Annotated in this window: 13 protein-coding genes and 2 pseudogenes; 1 reads left to right on the forward strand and 14 read right to left on the reverse strand. The window is 42.8% G+C overall.

Going from position 1 to position 16,974, the window contains the following annotated elements; genetic code table 11:
- Window positions 1-55: 55 nt before the first annotated feature.
- A pseudogene (locus tag DW251_RS03975) lies at window positions 56-190 on the forward strand (toxin-antitoxin system protein); the annotation flags it as partial.
- A gap of 9 nt (window positions 191-199) precedes the next feature.
- Here the strand turns inward: DW251_RS03975 and DW251_RS03980 are convergent.
- The 14 genes and pseudogenes from DW251_RS03980 to DW251_RS04050 all read right to left on the reverse strand — a co-directional run bounded on the left by DW251_RS03980 (window position 200) and on the right by DW251_RS04050 (window position 16,908).
- The gene (locus DW251_RS03980) at window positions 200-811 is read right to left on the reverse strand and encodes an aldo/keto reductase (protein ID WP_118300317.1); all 612 of its coding nucleotides are present in this window, start codon (window positions 809-811) and stop codon (window positions 200-202) included.
- Between the two features lie 97 nt (window positions 812-908).
- The gene (locus DW251_RS03985; protein ID WP_118300318.1) at window positions 909-1,466 is read right to left on the reverse strand and encodes an iron-containing alcohol dehydrogenase; all 558 of its coding nucleotides are present in this window, start codon (window positions 1,464-1,466) and stop codon (window positions 909-911) included.
- An 832-nt stretch (window positions 1,467-2,298) separates the two neighbouring features.
- Window positions 2,299-3,237: a translation elongation factor Ts gene (gene tsf / locus DW251_RS03995; protein ID WP_021870675.1), complete on the reverse strand. Its 939-nt coding sequence runs from the start codon at window positions 3,235-3,237 to the stop codon at window positions 2,299-2,301.
- 37 nt (window positions 3,238-3,274) lie between these two features.
- Entirely contained in the window at window positions 3,275-4,024 is a 750-nt protein-coding gene (gene rpsB / locus DW251_RS04000; RefSeq protein ID WP_021870676.1) for a 30S ribosomal protein S2, read from the reverse strand.
- A gap of 241 nt (window positions 4,025-4,265) precedes the next feature.
- Window positions 4,266-5,054 carry a GTP-sensing pleiotropic transcriptional regulator CodY gene (gene codY, locus DW251_RS04005; protein WP_021870677.1) on the reverse strand — a complete coding sequence of 263 codons (789 nt, stop codon included), beginning with the start codon at window positions 5,052-5,054 and terminating at the stop codon, window positions 4,266-4,268.
- 135 nt (window positions 5,055-5,189) lie between these two features.
- The gene (gene topA / locus DW251_RS04010; protein ID WP_118300320.1) at window positions 5,190-7,295 is read right to left on the reverse strand and encodes a type I DNA topoisomerase; all 2,106 of its coding nucleotides are present in this window, start codon (window positions 7,293-7,295) and stop codon (window positions 5,190-5,192) included.
- Window positions 7,296-7,417: 122 nt separating this feature from the next.
- On the reverse strand, window positions 7,418-8,527 hold the full coding sequence (gene dprA / locus DW251_RS04015; protein ID WP_118300321.1) for a DNA-processing protein DprA: 1,110 nt from the start codon (window positions 8,525-8,527) through the stop codon (window positions 7,418-7,420).
- Complete coding sequence (locus DW251_RS04020; RefSeq protein WP_118300322.1) at window positions 8,509-10,056, reverse strand: YifB family Mg chelatase-like AAA ATPase; 1,548 nt, start codon at window positions 10,054-10,056, stop codon at window positions 8,509-8,511. The genes dprA and DW251_RS04020 overlap by 19 nt, the downstream gene beginning before the upstream one ends.
- A gap of 233 nt (window positions 10,057-10,289) precedes the next feature.
- Window positions 10,290-11,045, reverse strand: a complete 756-nt coding sequence (locus tag DW251_RS04025) for a TIGR03915 family putative DNA repair protein (RefSeq protein ID WP_118300323.1) — start codon at window positions 11,043-11,045, stop codon at window positions 10,290-10,292.
- Window positions 11,046-11,066: 21 nt separating this feature from the next.
- Entirely contained in the window at window positions 11,067-12,581 is a 1,515-nt protein-coding gene (locus DW251_RS04030; RefSeq protein WP_118300324.1) for a putative DNA modification/repair radical SAM protein, read from the reverse strand.
- Between the two features lie 170 nt (window positions 12,582-12,751).
- Window positions 12,752-13,768, reverse strand: a complete 1,017-nt coding sequence (gene galE / locus DW251_RS04035) for a UDP-glucose 4-epimerase GalE (RefSeq protein ID WP_021870683.1) — start codon at window positions 13,766-13,768, stop codon at window positions 12,752-12,754.
- Window positions 13,769-13,888: 120 nt separating this feature from the next.
- Window positions 13,889-14,518: an RNA polymerase sporulation sigma factor SigK gene (gene sigK, locus DW251_RS04040; RefSeq protein ID WP_021870684.1), complete on the reverse strand. Its 630-nt coding sequence runs from the start codon at window positions 14,516-14,518 to the stop codon at window positions 13,889-13,891.
- 75 nt (window positions 14,519-14,593) lie between these two features.
- Window positions 14,594-14,799, reverse strand: a pseudogene (locus DW251_RS04045) (response regulator); the annotation flags it as partial.
- A 147-nt stretch (window positions 14,800-14,946) separates the two neighbouring features.
- Window positions 14,947-16,908 (reverse strand): LTA synthase family protein, encoded by a 1,962-nt coding sequence (locus tag DW251_RS04050; protein ID WP_347474617.1) that lies wholly within the window; start codon window positions 16,906-16,908, stop codon window positions 14,947-14,949.
- Window positions 16,909-16,974: the final 66 nt, after the last annotated feature.

Below are 16,974 nucleotides of genomic sequence, written 5' to 3' on the forward strand. Positions count from 1 at the left end.
TCTTAATTATCATAGAAGAATCTTATTTACAGAGATTTTCTCATACTCTCGCTGAAAGAATTTAATAACTACTCCCGGATCAGAATGTGCATTAACGTCTCTTGCTGTCGATGAACCACTTGAATATGTAAAATTATATCTTGATGGGAATTTACAGATGTGGGTAGATGCAGAAGATTCACGCTGCTAATATTAGCCTCTACTTTGTAACCTTAGTTCCGCCGAACACCTCCGACATAGGAATTCTTTCAAGCATATCATCTGTTTTTTTCACTTCTTCTGGTGTCAATAAAATATCAGATGCACCCGCATTTTCTTTCAAACGTTCCAGTTTTCTTGTCCCCGGAATCGGAACAAGATATGGCTTTTTATCAACCAACCATGCCAGAGAAATCTGGGCAACTGTCGCATTCTTTTCTTCTGCAAATGCCTGTATCCACGCTAAAAACTCCTGATTTTTCTCGTAAGAATCTTTTTGGAATTGCGGCATAATTGAACGGTAGTCTATATTTTTCTCAAAAACAGATTGTGCATTGTATTTACCAGACAAAAATCCATTTGCCAGTGGTGAAAACGCCACAAATCCTATATTTAATTCTTCCAGTACCGGGAATAATTTTTCATGCCATCTCGCCATCATGGAATAGCGGTTTTGTATTGCTGTTACCGGGCAGACTATATCCACTGCCTGTGCAATCAGATTTATCATTTCCGTCTTATCTACCGATGCACCATACGCATGGTTCATTCCCATGCATCCAAGTCCTATTGCGGAAACTTTCAGGTCTGTTCCTAAAATCTTTTTTCTCATTTTTTTAACTTATACATCCTGACTATTTTTCTGCATATATTGCTTCACATATTTTTCCTATTTTTTCTTTATAGTTCCCCGTATGAATTGGAGGCATCTATTCCCGTGATTTAAAATCATCCATAACCAGTGGAAGCATTTTTTCAGTAAATTCCCGACAATTATCGCAATATCCTTTTTCTGCAAATATTTTCTGCAATGTATCCAAACCAAGTTCCTGACAAAATACATGAATTGCATTTGCAACTGCATCAGCATCTTTTAGTGCATCTCCGGTAACATTTATTCCCATGATTTCTGCCATTTTTTGAATATTTTTCTGAGCATAAAGTGCAAAATGACGAACCACTGTAGGAAGCACCATCGCACAGGCATTTCCATGTGTAATATGATATAAAGAACCAATTGCATGGGCAACCGCATGTCCATTTGGAACTCCGCCATTCGCCAGTGCATTGTGTGCAGCCCATGACATTTGTTCTCTTGCTTCCAGATTCTCAGGTTCTTTTACTGCGACAGGCAGCCATCTCCATATTTTATTCAAGCAAAGAAACAGAATCTGATTTGTATATTCATTATTAGCAGTTCCTACAAGAATTTCTATTGTATGTGCTAAAGCATCTATTCCACCACATACTGTTGCAGCCGCAGGCATACATCACAGTGAATACCCTCAACAGAAAGAGCTTTTATTACATTTTGGGTAATAGAATGTCTGACAACGTGATGTCCTGTAACAAGCAGACATTTTTTTATCTCATATTTCTTTAACAGTCCGCTTACTTTTTGTGCGGATTTACTCCCAAATATAATCTGATGTGGTATAAAAAAAGATGACACCCCATTCTCAAGGATTTGAGATATAATCAAGAGGATAAGGAGAGTGGACAAAATGGCAGGAAACAGACAATATGACCATGAATACAAAGTACAGGCGGTGAAACAGAACAGTACGTAAACAGCCATCTGGAGTATGCAGGATGTTCGCAAACGATATTTACTGAGAAAGCACTTGATGAGATCTATCGCATTTCAACCGGTATCCCAAGAATGATCAACCGTGTTTGCGAAAAGACGCTCATGTATGCTTTTCAAAAGCAAAACCGCCTGATTGATGATTACATGGTGAAATATGTTGCAGATCATGAACTCATCAACGGGTAGGTTCTGGCCGGGGCATGTGCCCCGGCTTCCAGTAACAGATGGAAGACAATAACAAGAGCAGGTCAGTGACAAGAGAAGAAATCGAAAAACTCACCTTCAAAACCACTACACAACTTCTACACAACCAATACACAATTTCAAATATTTACCCGCAATATTCCCTGCTAACTTGTGATATTTAATCTATAACACATATAACAATAGAATAAACAAAGAAAAAGTCCGGAAACCCGCATTCCTGCGCAGTTTTCGGACTTATATCATTCATTATCAGTCTATACCATGATGTCAATTTTTAAAAGAAGTTTCATGCAACTGTCAGATTATTTACCCATTTGCTTTGCAACTTCTTCTGCAAAGTTCTCTTCTTTTTTCTCCATGCCTTCGCCGGTCTCGAAACGAACGAACTTCTTGATTGTGATGTTTGCGTTGTTAGCCTTAGCTACGGAAGCAACGTACTGGGATACGCTCTGCTTGCCATCTTCTGCCTTAACGTAAACCTGATCCATCAGACAGAATTCTTTTAATTCTTTGTTAATACGTCCCTGAATCATGCCCTGGATAACTTTCTCTGGCTTGGAAGCTTCCTTAGGATCGTTCTGGATCTGAGCGATCAGGATTGCTTTCTCATGCTCGATGAATTCCGGGCTAACTTCGTCACGGTTTGTAAAGGTTGGCTTTAATGCAGCTGCCTGCATTGCTACGTTTCTAGCCATTTCCTTAACAGCGTCATTGATAACATCAGTTTCAACGTCAACTAAAACACCGATCTTTCCGCCTGCATGGATGTAGGAAGCAACAAAACCATTCTCTTCTGTTACTTTCTCAAAACGGCGGATGTTCATGTTCTCACCGATGATAGAGATCTGGGAAGACAGAGCCTCTTTTACAGTCAGAGTAGTGTCTTTTGCCCACTTTTCAGCCATGAAGCTGTCCATATCAGCTGCAGAAGAAGCCAGTGCCTGAGCAGCTACATCTGCTACGTATGCCTGGAACTTAGCGTTCTTAGCAACGAAGTCTGTTTCAGCATTTACTTCTACTACTACAGCAGTCTTCTCATCAGCGGACATTGCAGTATCAACGATACCCTCAGCTGCAATACGTCCAGCCTTCTTAGCTGCACCTGCAAGTCCTTTTTCTCTTAAGAACTCTACAGCCTTTTCCATATCACCGTCAGTAGCTGCAAGAGCCTTCTTGCAGTCCATCATTCCGGCACCGGTTGTTTCTCTTAACTCTTTTACCATTGCTGCGGTTACTGCCATTTTGTCATCCTCCAAATATTAATTTAAAGTTTTTTGATTACGCTTCTGTGCTCTCTGCTGCGAAATCAGCTGGAACTTCGATCTCCATTGCGCCTTCTAAAACTTCACCCTGCTTTGCTTCGATAACAGCGTCAGCCATCTTGGAAACGATCAGCTTAACGGCTCTGATAGCGTCATCGTTGCCTGGGATCACATAATCAAGTTCTTCTGGATCACAGTTGGTATCTACGATACCGATCAGCGGAATGCCCAGAGTATGAGCTTCCTGTACGCAGATGTGCTCTTTCTTAGGATCTACGATGAAGATTGCGTCTGGGAGCTTCTTCATATCCTTGATACCGCCCAGGTTCTTCTCTAACTTATCCCATTCTTTCTTTAACTCGATAACTTCCTTCTTAGGAAGAACATCGAAAGTACCGTCCTGAGACATAGCCTCGATCTCTTTCAGTCTTGCAATACGGCTCTGGATGGTCTTGAAGTTGGTCAGCATACCACCTAACCATCTCTCGTTTACATAGTACATACCGCAACGCTCTGCTTCAGTCTTGATAGCTTCCTGAGCCTGCTTCTTGGTACCTACGAACAGAATGTTTCCGCCCTCAGCTGCGATGTCAGATACAGCCTTGTAAGCCTCATCTACTTTACCTACAGACTTCTGTAAGTCGATGATGTAGATGCCATTTCTCTCTGTGTAGATGTATGGAGCCATCTTAGGGTTCCATCTTCTTGTCTGGTGACCGAAGTGTACACCAGCTTCCAGTAACTGCTTCATTGAAATAACGCTCATGTTCTTTACCTCCGTTTGGTTTTTAGCCGGTTTATTGAGCTTAAACCGGTCGCATCCGCCTGCTTCTCATGCTTCCCGGAAGACCTGTTTTACAGGCACCTTTCCGTAGAATCCACAGACGTGTTTTTTATCAACTGTGTAACTATAACATAAAAAAGGACAGTCTGCAAGTGTTTTTTGCAAACTATCCTTATATTTTATTCTGATTATTCTGTTTTTACTGATCTGAAATATTTTTAACTTATTTCAAATTGGAATTAGAAGCCTTGATCGCCTTTAATTCGTCAAATACCACGTCATTCAGAACCTTAATGTAGGTTCCCTTCATACCGGAAGAACGTGACTCAATAACACCTGCGCTTTCAAATTTGCGCAGTGCATTGACAATAACGGAGCGGGTAATCCCTACACGGTCAGCAATCTTGCTTGCAACCAGGATGCCCTCATTTCCATCCAGTTCTTCAAAAATATGGATGATGGCTTCCAGTTCAGAGAAAGAAAGTGTGCTGATAGCAGATTTAACGATCTGTACCTTACGTGTCTCTTCTGCATTCTCTTCATTTACAGAACGCATCATCTCCAGGCCTACAACTGTAGTACCATATTCACTTAAGATAATGTCATCGATATCATACTGGCTGTCTGATTTGTAAATAAATAATGTTCCCAGTCTCTCACCTGCAATGTCGATAGGTGTAATGATCGCCTGGTATTTTTTAACATTCTCTTCTGCAAATCCAAGAGTTGCCAGGTTTACATTTTCCTTTGTAGACAATACACTGAGCAGACGTTCATTCAACATTTTATCTACATAACCGCCCACCTGATCTTCGATCAGCTCCTCAATCTCATCCACCCCAGGCCAGATACTTACACCAAGTACTTTGCCCTTCTTGCTGATAACAAGGATATTGGATAACAAAATTTCACTTAACACTTTGCAGATGTCATTGAAAACAACTTTATGGGAATTGTTGTTATGCAATAGCTTGTTGATTTTTCTTGTTTTGTCCAACAACTGAACGCTCATGACTGAAACCCTCCTTATCTCTAATGTACGTTCCACAAATATGCTTTACTAATAATTGAATTTTAGCACAATTTTTGTCCAATAACAATAGTTTTTTGAAGATTTCATGTTTTTCCGAAAACAAGAAGAAAAAATTTATTTCTGCTCTTCCGCCGGTTTATCCATACGGTATCCGCAGGTTTCATTTGCACAGAGAAGCTTATTTCCCTTCTCTACCATATAAGAACCGCACTTCGGACACTTTTCAGTGGAAGGCTTCTGCCAGGACATAAAATCACAGTCCGGATTTGCCTCGCAGCCATAGTACAGACGACCTTTCTTGGTCTTCTTGCGCACTACTTCTTTTCCGCATTTAGGACAAGGTACACCAATCTTTTCCAGATATGGTTTTGTGTTTTTGCATTCCGGAAATCCGGGGCATGCAAGGAATTTTCCATGAGGACCGTATTTTACTACCATGTTGCGGCCACACAGATCACATACCTCATCTGTCACCTCATCTTCGATCTTTACAGACTCCAGTTCCTTCTGGGCAATATTTACTGCCTCATCCAGATCCGGATAGAAGTTACGGATAATAGTCTTCCATGCAACTGTACCATCTGCAACACGGTCTAACAGTGTTTCCATGTTTGCAGTAAAACTTAAGTCCACGATACTTGGGAAGGACTTTTTCATAATACGGTTTACGACCTCTCCCAGTTCTGTTACATAAAGGTTTTTATTTTCCTTTGCCACATAACGTCTTGCAATAATGGTAGTGATCGTAGGTGCATAGGTACTTGGACGTCCGATCCCCTGCTCTTCCATTGCCTTTACTAAAGATGCCTCTGTATAATGTGCAGGTGGCTGTGTAAAGTGCTGGCTTGGCTGAAGATCTGCCAGTTTTAACTCCATTCCGCTTTCAATGGCTCCGATCACCTGTTTTTTCTCTTCTTCATCATCAGAAGCTACATAAACAGACATGAAACCGTCAAAGGAAAGACGGGATGCAGAAGTTGTAAACATATGTTTTCCGGCACGGATCTTTACAGAAGTAGTCTCATATACAGCAGGAGCCATACGGCTGGCTGTAAAACGCTTCCAGATCAGCTGATACAGACGGAAAAGATCTCTTGGAAGAGACTCCTTTACCATAACCGGTGTCAGTGTAATGTCAGTAGGACGGATGGCTTCATGTGCATCCTGGATCTTTCCTGTATTCTTTGCAGAAGCTTCTCCTGCTGCTGCGTAATTTTCGCCATAATGTTCTTTCACAAAAGAACGTGCTGCTGCATCTGCCTCATCTGCTACACGGGTAGAATCTGTACGCAGATAGGTGATCAGACCGATGGTTCCATGACCCTTTACCTCAACACCTTCATACAGCTGCTGGGCAATACGCATGGTCTTCTGGGTAGAGAAGTTTAATGCCTTGGAAGCTTCCTGCTGTAAGGTACTGGTTGTAAATGGGATGGGCGCCTTTTTGATACGCTCTCCCTTCTTTACCTCGTCTGCCACATAGCTGACACCTTCCAAATCTTTTAAGATCACATCCAGTTCTTCTTTACTGTGGATCGCAGACTTGCTTCCCTTTGCGCCTTCCTCATTTGCCAGGCCGTAGTACTTGGCATCCAGAGGCTTTTTGCTTCCTGCTACATTTAACATAGCATCCAGATTCCAGTATTCCTCCGGGATAAATGCATTGATCTCATCTTCTCTGTCACAGATCATACGAAGGGCTACAGACTGGACACGGCCTGCACTTAAACCTCTTTTTACTTTTGCCCAGAGAAGCGGACTGATACGGTAACCAACCATACGGTCTAACATACGTCTGGTCTGCTGTGCATTGACCAGATTGATATCCAGATCTCTTGGAGACTTTAAAGACGCTTTTACAGCATTTTTTGTGATTTCATTAAAACTGATACGATATACCTGTTTATTTTTAAGCTCATCCAGTTTCAGGGCTTTCATCAGATGCCAGGAGATTGCCTCTCCCTCACGGTCAGGGTCCGTTGCCAGATAGATCTTATCTGCCTTTTTTACTTCTTTGCGAAGCTTTGCAAGCACATCTCCCTTTCCTCTGATCGTAATATATTTTGGTTCATAGTCGTGTTCCGGATCAAAGCCCAGCTGGCTCTTTGGAAGGTCTCTTACATGACCGCCGGATGCATCTACTTCATAATTGCTTCCCAAAAATTTTTTTATAGTCTTCACTTTTGCAGGTGACTCTACGATTACCAGATGATTCGCCATTGTAAACTCCTTATTCCTGTTCCTATATTTATGCGCCATATCCCCAATCATCAAATCCTCCCGGAAGCTTTCACGGGAGTGTCCTATTAGACAGATATGCATCCGGAAACCGTGACAGTCCTTTAAAATAATCTTTTTGTATAATAAAGTCCTGCTGTCCTCACAGCATATCCACCCAGTTCTAATTCCAAAAGTGCATCCATGGACTGACTTACTGACAATCCTGTCCTCAATGCTATTTCCTCTATATGACGCGGTTCGAAATCCAAGCAACTATACACCATTTTTTCTTTCTTTGCAAGTCCCTTCTGCTTTTTTTCAGAAAGCTTTTCTTTTTCTTTTACAAAAATTCCCAGATTTTCCAGTACCGTTTCCGGCGAAAAAAGGACCTGGGCCCCTTCTGAGATCAACTGATTACAGCCTGTACTTAAAGCGTCTGTGATCCGTCCCGGAAGTGCATAGATCTCCTTTCCCTGCTCTAAACCTGCCTGAGCAGTAATAAGGGATCCACTTTTTTCTTTTGCTTCTATCACCAGAATAACATCTGACAATCCACTGATGATCCGGTTGCGAACAGGAAAGTTTCTGGGAACAGGAGGAGTTTTTAAACTGTACTCTGAGATCAGTCCTCCATGAAAAGGAATGCTCTCATACAGTTCATAGTTACTTCTGGGATAGCACTGATCTACACCACAGCCAAGGACTGCATAAGTCTTACCTCCCCCAGCTAAAGCACCCTCATGACCTGCGCCGTCAATTCCCAGTGCCATACCGCTGATGACCTGCACACCGGCAGCTGCCAGTTCCCGTCCCATATAGTCAGCAGTCTCTCTTCCATAGGCAGTACAGTTTCTGGCCCCGATCACAGCCGCTGTAGCCCTGTCCTCTGCGGGAAGTTCTCCTTTTATATAAAGCCCCATGGGATAGTCGTATACAGAATACAGTCTTTTAGGATAGTCTGCATCTAAAGGTGTAATAAAACGGATCCCCTTTTCACTTAGCCTGTAATATTCCTCTTCCAGTCTGGAAAATTCTCTTTTCCAGTTATCAAAACGATAGGCATTTTCTTCTTTTTTTAAAATTCCTTTTTTCCATAATTGTGTTCCTTCTATATAATATGCTTCTCTGAAACTGCCTGCCAGCTCTCCGATCCGACGTATCTGCAAAGCCCCTGCTTCCGGCAGATGACAAAGCCAGTACAAAGATACTTTTTCTAATGCTTCTGCCCCCATATCCGTTCCTCCAATGCACGATAGCCAAAGGCTTCTGATAAATGTTCTTTCTGTATCCATTCTTCTCCTGCCAGATCTGCAATGGTCCTGGCTGTTTTTAATACCCTGTGGTATCCTCTGGCACTTATCCCCCTTGCCTCATATACTTTTCTTGCAAACCGGCGCTCTGCTTCTTTTAACTGACAAAAACGCTGGATCTCCTTCTGGCCCATGCGGCTGTTGCTGTGGATATCCGTTCCCTGGAAGCGATAATTTTGTATCTTCACTGCCTTTTCCACCCGGCTGCGGATCGTAGCGGAGTCTTCATTTGCCATGGTCTGGTCTTCCAATTCCAAAAATGAAACCGGCGCTGCTTCCACACAGATATCAAAGCGTTCTAAGATCGGTCTTGAAAGCCGGTTTAAATAATTTTGTATCTGCATCGGTGTACAACTGCACCTGCTTCTGTCTGGAAAGAACCCGCAGGGACAGGGATTCATGGCTCCAAGGATCAGAAAGTCTGCCGGGAATTCGTAGCTTCCTGCTACACGGCTTACTGTAATACGGTGATCTTCCAAAGGTTCTCTTAAAGCCTCTATGGCCCCTTTGCTGAAATGAGGCAGTTCATCTAAAAACAGCACACCTCCGGAAGCAAGGGATAATTCCCCTGGTTTAGGCACTTTTCCGCCGCCTGTAAGGCCCTGGGGTGAAATCGTATGATGTGGACAGCGGAAAGGTCTTTGGGAAAGCAATGGCTGTCCCTTGGGAAGTAATCCGCAAAGACTGTAAATCTTTGATATTTCTATATTTTCTTCCCAGGAAAGAGCTGGCAGGATCGTAGGAATACGCTTTGCCACCATGGATTTTCCTGTTCCTGCGCTTCCGCACATCAAAAGCCCATGTCTTCCGGCTGCTGCTACTTCTGCAGCCCGGCGCAAAACACTCTGACCACATATTTCTTTAAAATCAAATAGATACTCTGGTTTAAAAGTCCGTCTGTTTATATTCCCAGATATTTCCAGATCCATATCTTCCCAGTTATCCTGTGATAAAACTTCCTGTAAATGACGAAGGGACTGTATCCCTATGATCTGTATCCCTTCTACCAGAGTTCCCTCTGATACATTCGCCACCGGTAAAAGGCACCGCCTAAATCCCATCTTTTTTGCAGCCGATACCAGGACCAGCACACCCCTTACAGGTTTGACACTGCCGTCTAATCCTAGCTCCCCGATCAGCAGGGCATCTTTTAGTTTTTCTGCTGATAACAGTTCAAACGCCCCTAAAACAGCGGCTGCAATAGGAAGATCAAAGACTGTTCCCTCCTTTCGTCTTCCGGCCGGTGACAGATTTACCGTTATTTTCTTTGCCGGAAGCTGAAAATCTGAATTTTTCAGCGCCGTCCTCACCCGTTCCTGAGCCTCTCTTACTTCCAGTGCCAGCTGCCCGGAAATAGAAAACCCAGGCAGTCCATTGGATACATCTGCTTCTACAGATACCAGAAATCCTTCCATTCCCCGGATCCCGGCACTGCTTATCTGTGTAAACATGCGCAACGCTCCCTTCTTTTGTTTTTTCGACAAATGGATACACTTTCCCCTGCCCTTCCCTGTTTATTTTGGGATTAAAATAGAATTAGTAAAAGTAAAAATAATAGATACTTTAGAATAATTAAAGATACCAGACGTATATATCACCTGAGGGTGACATCACCAGTGTATCCAACAAAAGAAGAAATTGCAAGCCTATTTTTACGAACTGCAACAAATCTGCAACAAATTTATCACTGAAACTCCGTCATAAGATCCCTGAACCGTAAAGGCAGGTGATTTCTCTGGCAGTTTGGATTTTTTCTCTCTTCAATAGCGATCGCTGTAAAAAAAGTCTTCCAAAGTTTGACCCAGTTTTCCTCTGTTCCTTCCCTTTGCAGGCGTTCCATCTCATCAGATGAAAGTTCAGCCAAAAGCCATTTTCTCCCTCTTTCATGTATTACTGCCTTTTTTCTTCCTATATCACAGATCAGCCAGTTTTCTTCTCCCAGCCGGTCTGCAAAATAAGGTGCGATCAGTTCTAACACATCATTTTTCGGCTGTATCTTTCCGGCAAGAAAGCCTCCCTCCATCTGCGAAAACCGCAAAAATTCAATAAACTGATGTTTTTCATTATACACACTGCGACACAGCTTAAATATCTCATGGACTGCAGGGATCTGCAGCTGGTCTGCGGCCGATGCCCCCCGCAAAAACAGCACTTTCAGATACCGGTACATTTTATCCGCCCGCAAAACATCCTCGCTGAGACTGGCCACATATAACTGCTCCTGAATATGGGAATTCAATCGCTGACGTACTGTCTCCAATACCTTTTTCCCTTTTTCTTCTGATGGACTGCATTCCCTGTATACAGCAAAAAGCTCTACATTTTGCCCACTGTTTTTTATCTCCAGCCGCAGTTCATCCTGTGGTATCTTACTGATTCCCGCATCATAGATACCACTTAAGATCCCTGTATAACCAGGTTCGCACAAAAAGATCGTCATGTTCGTTTCTCCTGTATTTTCTCATAACTGTCCAAAGGCAGCACTTCCCGCTGCTTCCTTTACCAGCTGATCCTTTAAAAGAGAGTTTTTCTCTTCTTCCAGATGCATATCATCAAACAGGGAAAGCTGCCTGTAGCTGTTCCTGTTTTCAATGTCCCATATCTTCCGTCTTTCATCTCCTATAAGGGCACTGGTTATATGATCTTCATCCAGGCTGCAGGAGACTTCCATTTTCCCGGAACAGGTGATAAAATAACGGGCTCTTTTTAAAACCACACCGATCCGTTTTAAGCCATCAAAATCCAGTTTTCCCTGTTTTCTGGCAGCAATGATCCGTCTGGCTGATTTTACGCCCACTCCCGGCACGCGAAGAAGCTGTTCATAAGAAGCTTTGTTTACTTCTACCGGGAACTCTTTCAGATTTTGCAGCGCCCAGTCGCATTTTGGATCCAGTAACAGGTTAAAATTCGGTTTCTTCTCGGAAAGAAGTTCCTCTGCCTTAAATCCGTAAAAACGTAAAAGCCAGTCAGCCTGATAAAGCCTGTGCTCCCTCAAAAGGGGCGGTCCCCCCGGAAGAGACGGCAGATGGCTGTCTTCATTAACCGGAACATAGGCAGAATAAAAAACACGCTTTAGTCCAAAATTGTGATAAAGGGCCTGTGTCACGGAAAGCATCTGAAAATCATTTTCCGGTGTAGCGCCTACGATCATCTGTGTACTCTGTCCTGCAGGCACAAAGGCTTTTGTCCCATAATGGCGCTCTTTTAATGCCAGTGCCGGACTGTCTGCTTTGCCAAAAGGCATAAGAAGATCTTTCCCTGTTAATTCAGGCTGTATCAGAGATGCTCCTCCTGCAAAACCAGCCCTGTCAGAAGGGAACATTTTCCTGTATCCCCTGTCATACCCTAACAGACGTCCGGACAAAGCAATCCCCTGCTGTACCTGACGCATAGGTGCAAGTATCTTTTCCCTTGTTTTTCCAGGTGCCAGTTCTCTTAATCCTGCAGCTGTAGGCAGTTCCAGATTGATACTCATACGGTCTGCCAGAAATCCGGTTTTCTCTACCAGTTCCCTGGAAGCTCCGGGAATGGATTTTACGTGGATATATCCATTAAAACAGTAAATATTGCGCAGCTTATAAAGGGTCTCATAGATCAGCTCCATGGTATGATCTGCAGTAGAAAGGATACCGGAACTTAAAAACAGTCCTTCAATATAATTTCTTCTGTAAAATTCCATCGTCAGCTGGCAGACTTCATCTGGAGTAAATGCAGTACGCACTGTATCATTGGTACAGCGGTTTACACAGTATTTACAGTCATAAATACACTGATTGGTAAAAAGGATCTTCAGCAGGGAAATACAGCGTCCGTCTGCTGCGAAACTGTGACAGATACCTGCCTCAGAAGAATTTCCCAGATGACCTTTCTTTCCACGGCGCTGTACACCACTGGATGTACATGCCACGTCATATTTTGCCGCATCTGTCAGTATTTTCAGTTTTTCCTGTATTGTAAGATTTTCCTGTATGATCAACTTCTCATCACCGCCCGAACATTTGTTTGTTTTCTTATTTTATCACATGGGTCAGAGAAATGCAATGGAAAAACCGAACATTTGTTCCTGCTTTTAGGTAAAAATATAGCAGCACAGAAAAGTTTCTCTGTACTGCCATATAAAGTGCTACGATCTATGAATGCTTAAAACTAATCTCTGTAGCCGTTTGGATTCATACTCTGCCATCTCCAGGAATCTGCACACATTTCTTCAATTCCCTTTTCTGCTACCCAGCCAAGTTCTTCCTTTGCCTTTGTACAGTCAGAATAGCAGGTAGCGATATCTCCGTCTCTGCGAGGCTGGATCTCATATTTTAAGGTCTTTCCGCAAGCCTTTTCATAGGCATGGAGTACATCTAAAACGCTGTATCCAACACCGGTTCCCAGGTTGTAGATGCTGACACCTTCTTTTGCTTCCAGCTTCTTCATGGCTTTTACATGACCCTTTGCCAGGTCTACTACATGGATATAATCTCTTACACCGGTTCCGTCCGGAGTATCATAATCATTTCCGAATACATTCAAATGATCCAGTTTTCCAATGGCAACCTGTGCGATATAAGGTACCAGGTTGTTTGGAATACCCTTAGGATCTTCACCGATCAGTCCGCTTTCATGAGCGCCGATTGGGTTAAAGTAACGCAGCAGCATTACATTCCATTCAGGATCTGCTGTATGCAGGTCAGTAAGGATCTGCTCTAACATTCCCTTGGTGCGTCCGTAAGGATTGGTGATCTCTCCCTTCGGGCACTTTTCTGTGATCGGGATCTGTGCCGGATCACCGTAAACAGTTGCAGAAGAACTGAATACAATATTTTTAACTCCGTGTTTTCTCATTTCATCACAGAGGATCAAAGTTCCGGTAATATTGTTGTTATAATATTCAAGAGGTTTATGTACAGATTCCCCAACTGCCTTTAAGCCTGCAAAATGGATCACTGCCTCGATCTCTTCTTTATCAAAAATTTCTTTTACTTTTGGCTGGTCTAAAAGATCAACTTCATAGAATTTCAGTTTCTTTCCTGTGATCTGTTCTACTCTGTCCACTGCCTTTTTGCTGGAGTTATAAAGATTATCTGCTACTACTACATCATATCCTGCATTTAACAACTCCACACAGGTATGACTGCCTATATATCCGGCACCTCCGGTTACTAAAATAGCCATCGTATTATCCTCCTCGTTTCTTATCTCTTTCTTCCCAGGAACAAATTTTGTCCTTTTGTAATAGTATAGCCTGAAACCTCAATAATAACAATGCATATTTTTTCTCTTTTTTATGTGTTTTTATTGGATTTTTTCAAATTCTTCCCTCAATTTCCCAATTGCCTTTTTTTCGATCCGGCTTACATAGGACCTGGAAATGCCTAAAACTCCTGCTACTTCCCGCTGGGTGTGCTCTTTTCCCTTAAACAGTCCATAGCGCATGGAGATGACCTGTTTTTCATTTTCCGTAAGTTTCTGGTCAAAGGCCTGATACAGTTCTTTTATATCCTGATCCAGGATCAGCTGATCAATGGTCTTTGGATTTTCCATTTCGATCACATCCACCAGGCTGACTGTTTCCCCATCTTTATCTGTGCCGATCGGTTCAAATAAAGATACTTCTTTTGCCCGCTTTTTTCCTGCCCGAAGGAGCATGAGAATCTCATTTTCCACACATCTGGCCGCATAAGTAGCCAGTCTGGAACCTTTATCTACATCAAATGTATTTACTGCCTTGATCAGTCCGATGGTTCCCGCAGAAAGGAGATCTTCTGTATCATAGTCCTGACATTGATATTTTTTTACCACATGAGCCACCAGGCGCATGTTATGTTCGATCAGCATATTTCTGGCGGTCTGGTCGCCTTCTTTGCAGCGTTTCAGGTACAGCTTTTCTTCTCCGTGGGATAGTGGTTTCGGAAAAGTCTTCAAAAAAAGCCACCCCGCATGTTCTTACTAACATATTATGCGAAGGCGGCTTGCCCGGTGCTATTTTTCTATTCATCCTCATCTGGTCCAAATAGGCTTTGACACATGGGCATTCATACCGGCTGCAAGACTGTTCTGCACATCATCGGAGAAAGCATTGGCAATCATTGCAATGATCGGTATGGTACGTCCCAGCAGATTTTACTCCTGCGGATCGCTTTTGTAGCTTCATAACCGTTCATATGAGGCATCTGGATATCCATAAGGATCGCATCATATTCACCTGGTCTTACATTTTCAATGAACACCAGTCCAAAGCGGTTGCTTCCAAGCCACAGGTTGTCCATAAGATCCGGTTTTTGGAACATGATCTCACTGTCAATGTAAAAATTGTCATGAACAGCCTGGATCCCATACGTATCTCATCTATCTCATTCTTCAGCTGCGTTATTTTCTTCTCCTAATGTAAACAAAGGCTCGTATTTGCGGCTGTCTATGCTGTGGTTATAAGCCATGGCCTCGTAGTCTAAAACCTGTTTTCTATGAGGATTTTCCTCATTCTCTGTTTCTGCCCAGGACTGATAATTTCCCTCATTATCATAAAATCCCAGGAAATGAAGGACCGGATAAGTCTCAGACAATTCTAACAGAAAACGGTTATAGGGTGTCATATCAAGACCTGCCAGTTTTAATACATAAGAAGACAGATACACTGCCCCCAGCTTTCCCATATCTTCAGACGGCTGTTCATAATTGGTCCAGATAATAAATGGAGTCTCATACCACATCAACCTGTCTTTTACCGGCACCTCATAACTTGGCGTGCCGTATACTTCATCAAAGAACTCATCTTCCACACTTGGCTGGTGATCACCGAACATAACAATCATAGTCGGTTCATCGCTGTGACTGAAATAATCCAGTAAATAGGCAAATGCATCATCGGAACGCTTTACTAGAGACAGATACTGATCTGCTTTTGGATACTTCCCTTCCATATCTCCCGTCAGCCATACTGTCTGGTCAAACTCATCAAACGTTCCCTCATAACCACCGTGATTTTGCATGGTAACATTAAATAAGAACAGTTTTTCCTGTGGATCCTTTTTCTCTTCTACTACCTGGATCAGCTTTTCAAAATCTGCCTGGTCACTGGTATAGTAACGCAGCTGTTCGCTGCCCTCATAATAATCACCATCTAAAAACTCATCAAATCCCATATTGGTATAACAGGTATTTCTGTTCCAGTTTTCTCCCGGATATGGATGCATGGCTACTGTACGGTATCCCTGATCCTTCACTGTACTTACCATAGTCCATGCATCTGGTTTTACATTAAACTGATAAGCAATGGAGTTAGACGGAAGCATAGCAACAGAATCCCCCGTTAAAAACTCGAATTCAGAATTGCTGGTCATAGAACCAAACACAGGCATACAAAGACTGCCCTTTACTGTATTTTCTGTCAGGCTGTTGATAAAAGGAAAATATTCCTGGTTTGTGGAAAAATCTCCAACCACCCGCAGGTCAGAAAGGCTTTCATTCATAATACAGATCAGATTTACAGGCTGCACCGTCTCTTCCCCGGCTCCCGTTTTCTGTGTGCCTTCGGCCTTTGTTTCCTTTTCCTGCTCTTCTTTCTCCGTTAATTCTTTATAAATGGCTTCCAGTTTTCCATGGCTGTATTCTACAGGAGGTTTTTTCACCACATACTGAAGGGACATAGCCGTAGATAAAATATAACCGCAGGAGTCATAGGTGTCGTTGACCGCCCACATATTGATCCCCATCTGATGGGCAGGAACTACACTGTGAAAGAAGCCAAATACAAAAGCTGCTGCTGTTCCTATACAGGTGCCGCCAAAGACCAGCCGTTTTTTGAGGCCTTTTACGTGGACCGGGAAGAACCAGAGGATCATATTGGCTCCGATCACAGCTTTGGCTGCCTGTATCATCTGCTTTGTAACATCAAATTCATAATTTCCCGACACAGTCATGGCAGTGCGAACTGCCAGCACATCCCAGATCATGATCGGCCGGTCACGAAAATCTACTACAAAGGTTTCCGCAAAAGAAAGGATCAGCAGAGCAATGGACACGACCGGCACAGATATCCTTGTGGTTCCTGTAATACCGGTAAGTACAAGGTACAATACATAAGCCCAGCATATATTCAAAGCCGCCATAAAAATGGAAATATTTTCCAGATTTCCCGTTACATACTCAAATAGATAATAAGATAAACAGGGAACAAGAAAAAGACACAGATAGCCTGTGCCTTTTATCATATATTTACATAGTTTCCAGATGATATTTTCTTTTTTTACGGTTTCTTCTTTTGTGGTTGTACTCTCTGCAGTTGTATTCTCTGAATTTCTTGTCTCTTCTGCCACCGGCGTCTATCCTTCTCTTCCTGTATCGCCACTTATCTGGGATATCATTTCTCGCATACTTTTTTG

This window comes from Clostridium sp. AM22-11AC (assembly GCF_003473545.1).
Lineage (GTDB): Bacteria > Bacillota > Clostridia > Lachnospirales > Lachnospiraceae > Enterocloster.

Bases quoted from the DNA above. Each gene is read 5' to 3' on its own strand.
- DW251_RS03980 (WP_118300317.1), bottom strand. From the start codon at position 811: ATGAGAAAAAAGATTTTAGGAACAGACCTGAAAGTTTCCGCAATAGGA.
- topA (WP_118300320.1), bottom strand. From the start codon at position 7,295: ATGGCGAATCATCTGGTAATCGTAGAGTCACCTGCAAAAGTGAAGACT.
- DW251_RS04020 (WP_118300322.1), bottom strand. From the start codon at position 10,056: ATGTTTACACAGATAAGCAGTGCCGGGATCCGGGGAATGGAAGGATTT.
- codY (WP_021870677.1), bottom strand. From the start codon at position 5,054: ATGAGCGTTCAGTTGTTGGACAAAACAAGAAAAATCAACAAGCTATTG.
- tsf (WP_021870675.1), bottom strand. From the start codon at position 3,237: ATGGCAGTAACCGCAGCAATGGTAAAAGAGTTAAGAGAAACAACCGGT.
- galE (WP_021870683.1), bottom strand. From the start codon at position 13,768: ATGGCTATTTTAGTAACCGGAGGTGCCGGATATATAGGCAGTCATACC.
- DW251_RS03985 (WP_118300318.1), bottom strand. From the start codon at position 1,466: ATGCCTGCGGCTGCAACAGTATGTGGTGGAATAGATGCTTTAGCACAT.
- DW251_RS04025 (WP_118300323.1), bottom strand. From the start codon at position 11,045: ATGACGATCTTTTTGTGCGAACCTGGTTATACAGGGATCTTAAGTGGT.
- rpsB (WP_021870676.1), bottom strand. From the start codon at position 4,024: ATGAGCGTTATTTCAATGAAGCAGTTACTGGAAGCTGGTGTACACTTC.
- dprA (WP_118300321.1), bottom strand. From the start codon at position 8,527: ATGGGGGCAGAAGCATTAGAAAAAGTATCTTTGTACTGGCTTTGTCAT.